Annotated in this window: 11 protein-coding genes; 1 reads left to right on the forward strand and 10 read right to left on the reverse strand. The window is 30.3% G+C overall.

Annotated features, from left to right (window positions below; genetic code table 11):
* Window positions 1–140 precede the first annotated feature (140 nt).
* The 8 genes from BMY79_RS06295 to BMY79_RS06330 all read right to left on the reverse strand — a co-directional run bounded on the left by BMY79_RS06295 (window position 141) and on the right by BMY79_RS06330 (window position 11,687).
* Window positions 141–1,736, reverse strand: coding sequence for a xylulokinase (locus BMY79_RS06295; protein ID WP_074730618.1), 1,596 nt, complete (start codon window positions 1,734–1,736; stop codon window positions 141–143).
* A gap of 78 nt (window positions 1,737–1,814) precedes the next feature.
* Window positions 1,815–3,314: an L-arabinose isomerase gene (gene araA, locus BMY79_RS06300; protein ID WP_074730619.1), complete on the reverse strand. Its 1,500-nt coding sequence runs from the start codon at window positions 3,312–3,314 to the stop codon at window positions 1,815–1,817.
* Between the two features lie 352 nt (window positions 3,315–3,666).
* Window positions 3,667–4,296, reverse strand: a complete 630-nt coding sequence (locus BMY79_RS06305; RefSeq protein ID WP_074730620.1) for an ATP-binding cassette domain-containing protein — start codon at window positions 4,294–4,296, stop codon at window positions 3,667–3,669.
* Window positions 4,297–4,341: 45 nt separating this feature from the next.
* Complete coding sequence (locus tag BMY79_RS06310) at window positions 4,342–6,033, reverse strand: hypothetical protein (RefSeq protein WP_074730621.1); 1,692 nt, start codon at window positions 6,031–6,033, stop codon at window positions 4,342–4,344.
* 42 nt (window positions 6,034–6,075) lie between these two features.
* Window positions 6,076–7,152 carry a GntR family transcriptional regulator gene (locus BMY79_RS06315; protein ID WP_029066823.1) on the reverse strand — a complete coding sequence of 359 codons (1,077 nt, stop codon included), beginning with the start codon at window positions 7,150–7,152 and terminating at the stop codon, window positions 6,076–6,078.
* A complete protein-coding gene (locus tag BMY79_RS06320) occupies window positions 7,145–9,889 on the reverse strand; it encodes a translation factor GTPase family protein (protein WP_027421686.1) in 2,745 nt (914 codons plus the stop codon). Before BMY79_RS06320 ends, BMY79_RS06315 begins: the two co-directional genes overlap by 8 nt.
* Window positions 9,890–10,046: 157 nt before the next feature.
* Complete coding sequence (locus tag BMY79_RS06325) at window positions 10,047–10,766, reverse strand: ABC transporter permease (RefSeq protein ID WP_074730622.1); 720 nt, start codon at window positions 10,764–10,766, stop codon at window positions 10,047–10,049.
* Between the two features lie 6 nt (window positions 10,767–10,772).
* Window positions 10,773–11,687: an ATP-binding cassette domain-containing protein gene (locus BMY79_RS06330; RefSeq protein WP_074730623.1), complete on the reverse strand. Its 915-nt coding sequence runs from the start codon at window positions 11,685–11,687 to the stop codon at window positions 10,773–10,775.
* A 217-nt stretch (window positions 11,688–11,904) separates the two neighbouring features.
* On the opposite strand from BMY79_RS06330, the gene BMY79_RS06335 reads away from it, so the two are divergent.
* Window positions 11,905–13,233: a DUF4317 domain-containing protein gene (locus BMY79_RS06335; RefSeq protein ID WP_022749602.1), complete on the forward strand. Its 1,329-nt coding sequence runs from the start codon at window positions 11,905–11,907 to the stop codon at window positions 13,231–13,233.
* Window positions 13,234–13,371: 138 nt separating this feature from the next.
* Here BMY79_RS06335 and BMY79_RS06340 read toward each other — a convergent pair whose 3' ends face one another.
* Window positions 13,372–13,974, reverse strand: coding sequence for a phosphohydrolase (locus BMY79_RS06340; protein WP_022749601.1), 603 nt, complete (start codon window positions 13,972–13,974; stop codon window positions 13,372–13,374).
* A gap of 81 nt (window positions 13,975–14,055) precedes the next feature.
* Window positions 14,056–14,832 carry an alpha/beta fold hydrolase gene (locus BMY79_RS06345; protein WP_074730624.1) on the reverse strand — a complete coding sequence of 259 codons (777 nt, stop codon included), beginning with the start codon at window positions 14,830–14,832 and terminating at the stop codon, window positions 14,056–14,058.
* Between the last annotated feature and the right edge of the window lie 18 nt (window positions 14,833–14,850).

Below are 14,850 nucleotides of genomic sequence, written 5' to 3' on the forward strand. Positions count from 1 at the left end.
ATCCCCCTTTTTTATTGATTATTACTAGGCGTTTGCAAAACGCCACAAGACGCATAAATACATCATTTTCATTAATAAAAAAGAATACCCCCACATTGGAAATGTTATAATATAGTTAACGCATGTCCTACTTCAAAGAATCACAAGACTCCAACTGCTGCACGTTCAATTTCAAGTCCCTTAGTGTATCTATCTATATACATATTAAAACCATCAACGTCTTTTTTCTCTGGCAACACTTCTATGCCTATATTGTTTTTATAAACTTCATCTTTAAGATAATCAGCAAGTGATTGATGTTCTTTTTTGTCTATTAAATAACTTGCAAGTAGTGCCATTCCCCATGCACCACCTTCACCTGCTGTTTCCATAACAGAAACTGGTGTATTTAATGCTGCTGCAAGTATATTTTGTCCTACACCTTTTGTTTTAAACAAACCTCCATGTCCATATATTTTGTCGATTTGTACACCTTCTTGTTTGAATAAAATATCAAATCCTGTTTTTAAAACGCTAAGTGACGCATACAAATTAGTTCTCATGAAATTAGCCAATGTGAATTTACTTTCTGGAGTTCTAACAAACAAAGGACGTCCTTCTTCAAATCCTGTTATATGCTCTCCCGAAAAATAATTATATGCCACTAAATCTCCACAATCTGCATCACCATTCATAGCATTTTTATATAATTTTTTATATAACTCATCTGTCGATATATCCATTTTAAACAGTTTTGTGAACTCTTTAAAAATATTAATCCATGCATTCAAATCAGAAGTGCAGTTATTACAATGTACCATAGCAACTAAATCTCCAGAAGGTGTTGTAACTAAATCAATAGCATCATATACTTTTGATAATTCTTTTTCTAAAACTACCATTCCAAAAACTGAAGTTCCTGCTGAAACATTTCCTGTTCTTGGACGAACACTATTAGTTGCCACCATTCCTGTTCCTGCATCACCTTCTGCTGGTGCAACTGGTATTCCAGCTTCTAGCTCTCCTGTAACATCTAACTTTGCAGCACCTTCCTTAGTCAATTGTCCTGCCATTTCACCTGCGCATGCAACTTTAGGTAACAATGATCGCAAGCTAACTTCATAACCCTTTTCTTGTGCTTTTTTTTCAAATTTTGTTATCATTTCTTCATTATAATCACAAGTTTTTATATCTATTGGAAACATACCGCTAGCTTCGCCTACACCAACTACTTTTTTTCCTGTCATTTTCCAGTTTATATAACCAGCAAGTGTAAGTAATGATTTTATTTTTCCAACATGTTCTTCCTTATTTAACATTGCTTGATATAAGTGCGCAATACTCCATCTTTGTGGAATATGAAAATCGAATAACTCTGTTAATCGTTCTGATGCCTCCTGGGTTATTGTATTTCTCCATGTTCTAAATGGAACCAATAAATTTCCATCTTCATCAAATGCCATGTATCCATGCATCATAGCAGAAAATCCAATCGCACCTAATTTTTTTATTTTACAATCATATTTTTTCTTAACATCGTCTAATAAATCTAAATAACATTTTTGTAAACCATTCCAAATAGAATCAAGACTATATGTCCAAATATGATCAACGAGCTGATTTTCCCAAGTATAAGAGCCACTTGCAATTGGTTCTTTATTTTGTCCTATTAAAACAGCTTTTATACGTGTTGAACCAAATTCAATTCCAAGTACAGCTTTACCACTTTCAATGTAAGTTTTTAAATCCACGTTCATTATTTGCCCCCTTTGTACGTAGCCCACTTTTCTTTTTCCTTCTACCTTGTAAATTTCCATTAATAACTTTTTTAATTTTTAGCGATAAACTACATCACCAAGTAATAAATCTCTCTTGAAATCTCTAATTTTTGTATCTTTATCAATTACAACAGCTTCAATTCCCATCATATTAGCCCAATCTTCCATCTGCTCTGTTGTAAGATCATATGTAAATGCTGTATGATGTGCACCACCAGCTAAAATCCATGCTTCTGCACCAACTTTTAGATTTGGCTGAGGTGTCCAGAAATTAGTTGCTGTTGGAAGCTTTGGCATTGGTTTTTCTGTTTTATGAGCATCAACTTCGTTTATAATTAATCTAAATCTATTTCCTAAATCAATAAGTGATGTTGCGATACCTTTTCCTTCTTTAGATGTAAATACAAGTCTTGCAGGATCCTCTCTATCTCCCATTGATAATGGCTGACATTTGATAGAAATAGGACCATCTGCGATTGAAGCGCAAACTTCAAGCATATGAGATTGTAAAATTCCTTCTTTTCCTTTAACTAAATTATAGGTATAATCTTCTAACATTGATGTACCTTTTGCATCTTTTTTTCCTGCAGTCATAACTTTCATTAAACGAACCATTGCTGCTACTTTCCAATCACCTTCGGCTCCAAATCCATATCCTTTTTCCATTAATCTTTGAATTGCTAATCCTGGTAATTGTTTTAATGAACCTAAATCACCAAAATGAGTTACGATAGCTTGATAATTTTTTTCATCTAAAAATCTTTCAAAACCTAATTCTATCTGAGCTTGAACAGCGACATGTTTTCTAAATTCTTCAGGATCTCTCCCCTCTAATAAAATATTGTATTTATCATAATATTCATCTACTAAAGCATTTGTATCTGATACTGAAACTGCAGAAACTGCTTCAGCGATTTCATTTACTGGATACGCATCAACTTCCCAACCAAATTTTTCAAGTGCTTCAACTTTGTCACCTTCTGTAACTGCAACATTTCTCATATTATCAGCCACACGCATAACTCTAATATGACTACTTTCAACTACGCCTACAGCCGTTCTCATCCAAGCGCCAATTTTTTCTTGTACCTCAACATCAGACCAATGTCCAACAACTACTTTTCTTTCAATTCCCATTCTAGTAACTATATGTCCAAATTCTCTGTCTCCATGAGCTGACTGATTTTCGTTCATAAAATCCATATCTATTGTGTCATAAGGAAGTTCTTCATTAAATTGTGTATGTAAATGTAGCATTGGTTTTTTATATTCTCTTAAACCCTGAATCCATGATTTTGCTGGTGAAAAAGTATGCATCCATGTAATTACACCTGCACAATGCTCATCGATATTTGCTTCATTAAATGTTCTTCTAATTAATTCACTTGTAATTAAAGTTGGTTTCCAAACAACTTCAAATGGTAATTTTCCTGATTTATTTAATTCTTCTACAATTCTTTTTGAATGTTGTGCAACGTTAGCTAAACATTCATCTCCGTATAAATCTTGTGATCCTGTACAAAACCAAAACTTGTAATCTTTCTTTTGTAATTTCATTTCGCTCTCTCCTTTTTACCTTTTTATATCACCTTATATAACGAGAATTTCCCCATTTCTCGTTTTAAATGTCTATTAGAAATACAATTCTGCACCTCTTTTTTATATTTTTAGTATATTACTTGTATATAGCTATATACAAGTTGTTTTTTATTATTAGTTTTTCGGTAAAAAGTATGCTAAATCACGGCATAATTTAAAACAGAACTTGTATTTTTTACTTTTTTATTATGTACAAGTTTTGATTTTATTTTTGGATTATTTATTATCACCCTTTTTCAAAATATACAACGTACATACAACAGCGATAAAAAATAATATCTTAAGTACTACTCTTATTGTCATTTTACATTTACCCTTCTTTCTCTATTTTTATGATACGTGTTGCCAATCGCTTAAATTCTTTTATATGTGTAACCATAACAACTGCTTTATCCTTTGATTGTATATAACTTTGTGTTATATTAACCAATTTTTTTTGAGTTTTTAAATCTAGTGCTGTATATGGCTCATCTAAAATCAACAGTTTATGCTTCTTAGACAACATAATTGCCAAATACACTTTACTTCTGGTTCCTTGTGATAGATTTTTAATTAATGTATCTTTATACTTTTCTACATCAAAATCCGCTAAATAACGATTCACCTTACAAATAAACTCCTCATCTTCTTTAAATATTTTTTGAAAAAAGAGAATATTTTCATCTGTAGTCATATAGTCATACAAAAAATCTTCACTCATCACGAAGGAATTTTGTTTCAACAAATATCGATTTTTATACACTTCCTTACCATTGACAAAAATGGATTTTCCATTGTTTACAATTCCACTCATGCACTTTAAAAGTGTTGTTTTACCTGCACCATTTTCTCCCTCTATCAATAATATCTCGCCAGGTTTTACTTCAAGCGAGATTCCATTCAAAACTCTGTCTTCTTCATATCCAAAAACTAGATTTTTTACTTCAATTATATTTGACATCTATTTTACCTCTTTTAAATAATCTATCTAAAATGCTTATATGTTTTATTTTTCAAAAATCTTTGCAAAATCTGCAGACAAATCACCTCTTTCAATAAAAGAACTAATATTTTTTCCTATTCGCATCATTATATAATTACATACACCTAATCCAACAATTGCATAACATACTGTTATCGCATAGAACACTCCCACAGGTATAACAAACATCGGAAGTGAATTACACACACAGACTACTATAATCTCAATTATTGAAATCAAATAGAATCCTGAATAATACATAGATAAGGGAATAAACTCCTTAACTCCAACATCAATGATTCCACTTTCTTCCATATATTGTTCATATAACTTATAATTCATTCTTGTATAAATCAAATTATTATAAAAACAACACTTTGGTAACAAAGCAAACATCATCACACACAATGAATTACTAACCAAAAAAACATACCATTCACATTTTAATGTATACATGCAAATATTTGCGCTAACTAAATAACAGCAAAATCCAAAACTTTTTATCCCATAGAAAAATCTTATCTTTCCCTTAATAACATCTCTAAAATCAAGACCATTTGCTAAATAAGTTTGCAATGTCTGATACTCTGCTACAAATGAAAAATTAGTTAGTAATTTCATAGTTGTTGCTGAAAAAATATCTGCGATTGCAAATGTAATTACTATTGGAACAATAAATATCTGCTGATTTTTTACTGAATGATATAGCAAATAAAAAAATACAGCAATCAAAAAAGTAGTTGAACGATCTGGTCCAATCACGAAAAAATAATCTCTATATTTATAACGAAAACTATCAGCAAATAAACGCACTTCCTTCAAAATAATCACTAATAATTCTTCATTTTCTTTATATATATTTTTTATTATTTTTTCATAAAGAACAAGCGAAAACAAATATCTTAATGAATAATACTTCTTTTCTTTATCAATGTAATCACTCTTTTGTATTCTTCTTATTGTTACAAAAAAGCCTCCAACTATTATCAATGCATAAATACTCAATGCTATTAATATCATTTCTTTATTGGCACCAATAAAGAAATACATAGTTTTTCCATTCTGTATTAACTTTTTTTCAATGCTACTATATGTAATTTTTCTATTTATTACATTCTGTGCTAAATATACCAAAGAACTAATAAGTGAAAAAAAGAATATTGTTGAGATCACCAGAGAACCAACGTAACTTATTAAACTATATATTTTTTTAATCAAAAAAGTACTATACCTTATTATAAATGCAAACATTTCACACAAAACAAAAATAAAACTAAATATTATACACACACAAAGGATTACACCTGGAGAAATGCGAAGAAAAATGCCTGTTAGTAACGCATACAAAAAAATATTTGTTTTTATACCTAACCTGTATATAATAATTCCATTCAAAATTTTTAATGCCCTTTTAAAAGCCGATGGCTCCGACATTTGAAAATCTGCCCTGTCAAATAACTTCCAATCATTTCCATCTATTCCAATAATCAATGCCATCATCAATCCTATTGGCAATATCATGAATAATTTGGGATTTTTAAAATAATAACACAATACCCCCATACCTAATAAACACAAAATATACTCATTAATTATAAAACCAATCAAATATAGTATTTTATTGTTTTTATTCCCCATATTTAAAAATTTAAATCTTTCAAAAAACAAGTTTCTATTAAGTGCCCAATTCAAATTGATATACGGATTATTTATCATTTCATGCCCTCATTTCTAGTTATTTTCTTTAATCTTAGTTTACTATATTGTTGAACTTCTCACAACAATCTGCGGTTCCATCACTATGTGACTATCGTCATAATCTAATTTTTCTCCTTGAAGCATTTGAAGCATTAATTCTGCCGCCTTTTGTCCAAGTAACTCCTGCGGATGTGATACTGTTGTGATTGGTACTATATTGTTTTTTGCCAAAAATGAATTATCAAAACCTGTAACTGATACATCTTCTGGCACTTTTAATCCATGTACTTGAAAGGTTCGTATCACCTCGACCGCAATCTGATCATTATAACAAACAACTGAATCCATTTTCACATTTCGTTTAATCAATGAACTAATTGCTTCTCTTGGTTTTATTCCACGATCTTCTGTATGAAACCAAATTACCTTATCTGGATCATAGGTAATATTTGCTTCCTGTAAAGCCTTTACATAACCCTTATGTCTGTTTTTTCCTTGAATATCATCTACTTTAAATATTCCATATATATTTTGACATCCCCTAGAAATCAAATACTTAGTTATTAAATATCCACCTTTTTCATCATCAACAAATACCCCCGGTATATCACTTAATTCCTCAAAATATCCTTGTATAAAAAGATAAGGTATCGAATATTCATCCATTTGTTCAAACAAGCTTAAATGCTTACAATAAATTTGACTTCTACTTGGTTCAATAATGAGTCCATCTATATCTTTAGACAATAATTCTTCTATACATCTTGCTTCTACAGTTTGGGAATTCCCTGTAGTTTTTAAAATAATACTATATCCATTTTCAGAAAACACTTTATCAATCCCTTGTATTACTCGTGGAAAAATATAATCCGATAAATACGTCGTTATAACCGCTATATTTTTGGACTGCTTCGTATGTCTTACCCTTTCAGACACAAAAGTTCCCTTCCCATGAACTGCAAAAATATATCCTTCATCTTCTAATACTTTTAATGCCTTTCTAATTGTTTGACGACTTATTTCGTATTCTTTTGCAAAAGCATTCTCTGAAGGAAGCCTATCGCCTGGTTGATATTTTTTTTGCTTTATTTGAATTTTTATATCATCTATCAATTTATTGTATTTAATTTTATTCATCACTACTTCCTCTATATTGTTCCATTCCATTGCAACATACAGCTTCTATTTCCTCTTTTAAAAGCCTTGCAGATAAACGTAATGCTCCAAATTTCATAGTTGTAAGCTGAACTAGTCCATCTGATGAAGCAACCGTTATATTATACTTATCCTTTAATTCATTTACCTTTCTTTCAATATAGGTATCTGCCTTTTCATCTTCTTTTGTATATACCACATTTATATTGTGGTACATATTATGTTTGCCTGGATTATTTTTATTTTTGTATGCATCAAAAACAACTATAATTTCACAATGCTTAAACCCTTGATAATTAGCTAATTCATCTAATAACTTATCTCTCGCCGAGTCCATATTTGTGTTTGCTAATTCATATAAATCAGGCCATCCAAAAATAATATTATAACCATCAACAATAAGTATCTGTTCCTTATTTTTTTTATATATTGGATTACCATGTCTATCTTTTTTTACCTTAACTGTAGACACCTTATTGTCATCTGATTTATTTTTTTTCATCCATTTTTTACGTTCGTAGTCAAGCATATCATCTTTGTTCATTCCAAACTCTCTTTGATATATTGACTGAAGCTGTGCATCAACTTCGTAACTATTCATTTTTTCAAATTTTCTTTTTTCTTCTTCTTTTCGTTTGCTAAGAGCTGTAAAAGCTTGTAAATCAAAATTTTCAAGTTCATCTCCATAGCCTGAATAATTAAGTTCTCCTCCTTGGTATACATAATCTAAATGCATATAATTTTCTACCTCAGCCCAAGGAACTACAAATCCAGCTCCATGCGCACAAAACACTGAATCTGCTGTATTTCTAAGATCCATTTCCGGATTATATGCTCGCTCTGCTATAACTTCTTGAGGATTATGGCAAATATCATACCCTTCTAAATTAAGGGATATTCTTCCTCTTCCACTGGTGTACTCATTTAAAACTGATTTATAATTAGTTACTGTTGATACTGGTACCTTTCCTGTTAATCGTGTCCATTCTTCGCCATTTATTTGTATAAATTCTGGAGAATTATATTTTGCAAAATTTTGCTCCATATCAGAAAGCGCACGACCAATATTTTCTTTAGGAACTTCAATTTCAAAACTAAAGTAAGGCTCTAATAATAGATTTTTTGCTTTCATAAGACCATTTCTTATCGCACGATATGTTGCTTGTCTAAAATCTCCACCTTCTGTATGTTTCTGATGCGCACGTCCTGTTAAAATTGTAATTTTTACATCTGTCAAACCACTTCCAGTTAAAACACCTTTATGCTCTTTTTCTTCAATATGAGTAGTTATTAAACGTTGCCAATTTAAGTCTAAAATATCTGTACTGCAGCTACTTGCAACAGTAACTCCACTACCTCTTTCTCCTGGCTCAATAAGTAAATGCACTTCTGCATAATGCCTTAATGGTTCAAAATGCCCTACTCCTTCTATTGGTTTTGCAACTGTCTCTTTATATACTATGCTTCCCTCTCCAAATGATACACTTATATCAAATCGTTCTTTTATCAAATGAGTTAATACTTCTATCTGAACCGGTCCCATGAGTTGTACATGAATCTCTTTAAGTTCCTCATTCCACACAACATTTAACTTAGGATCTTCTTCTTCTAAGACTCTAAGATTTTGTAGCATTTGATTTTTAGTTATATTATCTGGGAAAAAAATCTGATAATTTAATACTGGTTCTAAAATTGTTTCTCGCTCATTATTTTCAAAACCAAGTCCCATTCCAGCTTGTGTCTTTGTCAAACCAACTACTGCACACACTGTACCTGCACAAACCTCATCAACAGCCTCAAACTTTTCTCCTGAATATATTCTAATTTGATCAATCTTTTCAGCAATTGTATTTTCAGTATCATCACTTTCATTTTCACTTCTGCGATTATCAGTATACTCTATCAAGTCTTTAACTTTAATAGTTCCTCCTGTAACCTTTAAAAATGTAAGACGCTTTCCTGAAACATCATGCCCGATTTTATATATTCTTGCTCCAAATTCATCCCCATATTTAGGACAACTTGTATATTTTTCTATTATCGAAAAAAGTTCTTCTACTCCCTCTAAGTTAAGTGCTGAACCAAATATGCATGGGAAAACTTTTCTCTGACTTACAACCTTAGAAATATCTTTTTCTTCTAAGGCGCCTGTTTCCATATACTTTTCTAATAAACTCTCATCGCTTACTGCAATTTCTTCTTCCCATTCGTTTTTTTTGTCACTTTTTACACCATCATTATCAAAAAGGACTGAAAAATCCACACATTCATTGGATAATCCACCTTTTAATTCTGATAAAACTTCTTCTTTATTTGCCCCAACTAAATCCATCTTATTAACAAAGATAAAAGTTGGCACATTGTAATGCTTTAGAAGTTTCCAGACAGTTCTAGTATGACTTTGAATTTTATCCGTTCCAGATATTACTAAAATTGCATAATCTAAGACTTCTAATGTTCTTTCCATTTCTGCCGAAAAGTCCACATGTCCTGGTGTATCTAATAACGTAATATCCATTTCTTTAGTTTTTATTTTTGCTTGCTTTGAAAAGATCGTAATTCCACGATCTTTTTCCATCGAATCTGTATCTAAAAACGCATCTTTATGATCTACGCGTCCTAATTTTCTAATTTGCCCTGTTTTATATAATAATGCTTCTGATAATGTTGTTTTACCAGCATCAACATGAGCTAATATTCCTATATTTATTCTTTTCATCTGCAATCACCTTTTTTATTTTCTCATTTTATTTTACAATCGATGTACAAATTTAGCAAACATAAAAGGAATATTTATACCGCAATGCGATTTAAATATTCCTCAATTTTATTTTTGAAATAAGTTCTATATAAAGCTATTCTTGCGTTTATACGATTTAAAAATCTTTTTTTCTTAATAGTACATATGCAATTCCTAAAAAAATCAAATTGTACGACAATGATACTAATGCAATTCTTATATATTCTGAATTTTTAAGTACCCCTTCCATCAAAGCTGGATTAAAAGAACCATACCAAAATTTACTCATTATTTCTTTTTTAGTAACTACATCAAGAGCAAGTAAACCAATTTCAATAACAGATGGACAAAATATAGTTGCAGCAATTGCAATTCCTTTTATTTTCGCTAAAACAGAGAATAAAATTCCAAGATTAACTATAATCATGAATACTAGCATCTCCAAAATAACATTTAAGATATATTTTGAAGTTATTCCATTAAAATTAGTTTTACTAAATGCAGCGTATACTAATCCTGTAATAAGCGAAACACTAGCTAACAGAATCATATATAAATTTGAAACAATTACTTTTGAGAAAAATATTTTGTTTCTTGAATATCCCTTTCCAATCATTGTTTTTATACAACCAGATTCCATTTCTTCGCAAACAATAATTGGGACTAAAATAGCAAGTAGAGTTGATAATAAACTACCTGGAAGAAGACCAATTAAATAACTTTTTCCTGCCACGTGTCCTTTTGTACATGATAAAAAGCCATTAAGTATAGCAACTAGCACACCAATTCCACCACATACATAAATTGCTTTTGAAGTAAATGTTTTCTTTAATTCATATTTTATTAATTTATTCATTTTCAATTAACCTACTTTCTTTATGAAATAATCTTCTAAGCTTTGTTCTTTGTAATAAATTGAATCAACACCAATTCCATTTTCAACTAATATTTTATTAATTTTTCTTGTCTTTAGTTCACTATCATTTACCACAACATATGATTCTATTTCCTTAATTTTCTCACCGTCTACATACTCACTTAACATATCAATTGTTTTTTTATTATCATCTGTTTCAATAACAATTTTATAAGTACATTTAGCTTTGAGTTCTTCTGCTGTAACTTCTTCAATTAAGACTCCATTGTCAATAAATCCAAATTTAGTTGCAACTTTTCCTAATTCATCTAATAAATGACTTGATATAATAAATGTTACATTTTTTTCTCGATTTAAATGTAAAATCAAATCTCTAATTTCTCTAATACCTGTTGGATCTAAACCATTAATCGGTTCATCTAAAATCAACAATTTGGGATTATTAAGTAAAGCAATTGCAATACCTAATCTCTGTTTCATACCTAATGAAAATTTTTTTGCTTTTTTCTTACCGGTATCAGCAAGCCCAACTATATTAAGAATTTCATCAATATTTTCCTTTCCACCATAAATCTCAGAAAATAACTCCAAATTAGCTCTTGCACTTTTGTTTCCGATAAAAGAAGGATATTCAATCAATGTTCCTATATTATTTTTATTGCTACAATTTTGTGCTCCCCAAAAAAATGTTTCTCCACTTGTAGGCTTAATCATTCCCAAACATGCTTTCATAAAAGTTGTTTTACCTGCACCATTTTTACCAATTAATCCATATATGTCGCCCTCATCAACTGTAATCGAAACATTGTCTAAACATTTTCTTGTTCCAAAATATTTTGTCAAATTTCTTGTCTGTAATACAGGAGTCACTATTTTTGTAATTTTTTCTTTTGTTTCCATTATATCTCCTTTTTATGTTTTTATTTAATTATATAACAAAATAAATTTATGTAAAGCTTTTTTGTCTTTTTTTATTTTTGTTGTATGGAGTTTTCAACCCAAATATAATATAATATTTAATGCAAATGTAATATTAGAAGTGCTTTTTTTAATATTGCATTTTTACTTGATAATTCAGGGGTTTTTTATTAATCATTAAAAAAGAGAGGTATAAATTTTGAACAAAAAAGAAGTTTTAGAACTTAAAAGACGTTTCAAACAAGATAAAGTTACATTCACACGACTATGCGGTTGTTATGTAGATGCTAACCGAGAAAAAGTTTGTAAATTTGGTAGTAAATTTTTAAATTTAGAGGATGAAGAATTTCATAAATATCTAGAAATCGCTAATAAGTGTCTTTCTGGTAAAGTTGCAAATAATCTTTTAAATCTCGAATTTCCTCTTATTGAAGAAGAGGTTGGTGGCCGTCAACAAATACTTATGGCCCTTAGAGACAGTAATCTTGAAAACGAAGAATTACTTGATAGCTTTTATGATCATGTAATCGATTCTTATGATTATGCCGGTAATTATTTAATTTTACTTTTCAATGACGCTTATGATGTAATGACTAAAACAAAAGATAATATTGATTTAGATGAATCTGAAGAAGTTTATCGCTATATTTTAGTTGCTATTTGTCCAGTTAACTTATCTAAGGCAGCTTTAGGATATAAAGAAAATGAAAACCGTATTGCTTCTAGAGATCGTGATTGGGTTGTAGCAATGCCTGATAGTGCATTTTTATTTCCTGCTTTTAACGATAGAAGTACTGATATTCATTCAACATTATTCTATACTAAAAACACAAAAGAACCACATACTGAATTTATTCAAAATGGTCTTGGCTGTAATCCAAAAAGAACAGCGACCGAACAAAAAATTGCTTTCCATTCTATAGTTAGAAATGTTTTAGGACCAGAGGACGAGCACACAGATGAAGCTCTTCTTAATATACAACAAACTATCAACGATATGATTGAAGATTATGATCTTATCCACGAAGACGAAGAGGATAAGTTGATTTTAAACAAAGAAAATGTGGAAAAAGCACTTATTGATAGCAATGTAGCGTTAGAAAAAACTGATAGAATTATAAAATCTATTGAAGAAACTTTCGGTGATGATATTCCAGTAGCTGAGCATCTCATTGAAAAGAATGCTCTTGAAAAAAATGCCATCAAACTAGAAAAACTTGGTCTAGAAGATCAAGTAGGCTCTCTAACATTACAACTTGAAGAACGCGACAATAAGATTCAAGAACAAGAAGAAGAACTCTCAGAGAAAAATATAGAATTAACTGAAAAAATTGTTGAGCTTTCTAAGAAAACACAAGAACTTGAAACCTACGAAGAAGAACAAAAATCTTACGACGTTGTTCTTCATGTAAAACCTCAGAAAGCATCACAAATAACATCACAGAAAATAAATGGTAAAAAATGCATTGTTATCCCAATGGAAGAAAATGAAAATGCCACCATTAACGGTGTAAACATCAATGAATAACTAAATTTTTCAGATCAAAATATATTTAAACATAAAATTTTTCAGATCAAAATATATTTAAACATAAATTTTTTTAAAACAAAAACGGAAGCCTTACTAAACTAATGACTAAATTAGTATAAGTGCTTCCGTTTTATATTATATTTTTATTTTCGAAGCTTCATCCTTTACTGGATAATTGTTACCTAGCTTCGATTTTTTTATTTCCGACATAAGTTTATTAAACAATTCAAGAAATTCTTTTTCGACCTTCTCAAACGGCTCAAATTCATAGCTCATCTCACTTAATATCATAGGCTCATTAGGCCTTTTCTCAATTCCCATAAAATGCTTGTATTCAAAATAATAACATGCATCATTTATTCCTTTTATGAGAACCGAAGCTTCTCCCATCGGAACTTCTCCGAGAAATTTTTTATATATAGCGCCTTGTAACTGATTCTCTATTTGCAAATACATTGTCATATTTTGTTTTGAAGAACCTATTACATCCGATAAATACGCCTCGCTTGCATCGTGAAGAAGACATCCTAGAGATACTTCTGGCACATAATGTCTACTCATTGCCTCTTTACAACATTGAATACTATGTTGTCCAACCGAGAAAAAAGTATCATAATGTCCATTAAGCCTCACCATCATTGACAGTGCATGTGCTATATCTTCAATTCTAATATCCTCAGATTTAGGATTCATAGTGTTAAAATTAACCTTTGAGTATGTAACAAAACTTTCTTCCATAACATGTACCTCGTTCATAGTAAAGTTATTCACTATATACCATATCGTCATAGCTAATTTTATTTTTACAAAATAAATATCTTAATTTTTTTCTTTAAATGTTCCTAAATATAAGTCTAAAACCATTTCTTGCTGTTCATTTGCTGAAATAGTTGCTTTACCATCTGATTTTTGTTTACCATAGTTTCCGTACTGTGCATGGTTAGCGCCATTTAAAGTGCATGACACCGTATCCTTAGGTAGATTTGACTTATTCTTTTTTAAACTACTTCGATTAATTACTTTATCTTTGTCTCCGCAAATACTCAAAACCTTTACCTTCGACTTAGATAAATCTTTAGTTCCATAAGCCGCAAGCAACACTAACCTATCAACTTTCTTTTGATTGCCCGCAGTGTAATTAGCTGCCATTGCTCCGCCCATAGAATGCCCCATAAGAGTCCAATTTTTGATATTATTATTCTTCTTATCCGAAATAATATCATCAGCCGCATTCTGTTTTAAAATTGCTAAACGCATTGGCATCTTAACAATAAAAAACTCATAGCCACTTTCTGCAAACTTCGATGCTAATTGTGAATACGCTGTTTCCTCAACTTTAGCACCTGGGTAAAAAATAATCGCTTCTTTGACATTTTTTTTGTTAGGCTTAAATATGTAATAATCTTGTTTCTCCTCTACTGTAACCTTTTCGTTACTAATAAGAGCTCTCTTTGCTACACTTTTCGCCTTATAATAGTCATTAATATACAATAATGCCGCAAAAATAGTACCCTCAATTAATATTGCAACAAGCATAATTATTATAAGTTTTCTTGTTTTTTTAGTAGCTTGAATTTTATTTTTGTTCTCTATCATAATTATACCACGTTCTAC

This window comes from Lachnobacterium bovis (assembly GCF_900111325.1).
Lineage (GTDB): Bacteria > Bacillota > Clostridia > Lachnospirales > Lachnospiraceae > Roseburia > Roseburia bovis_A.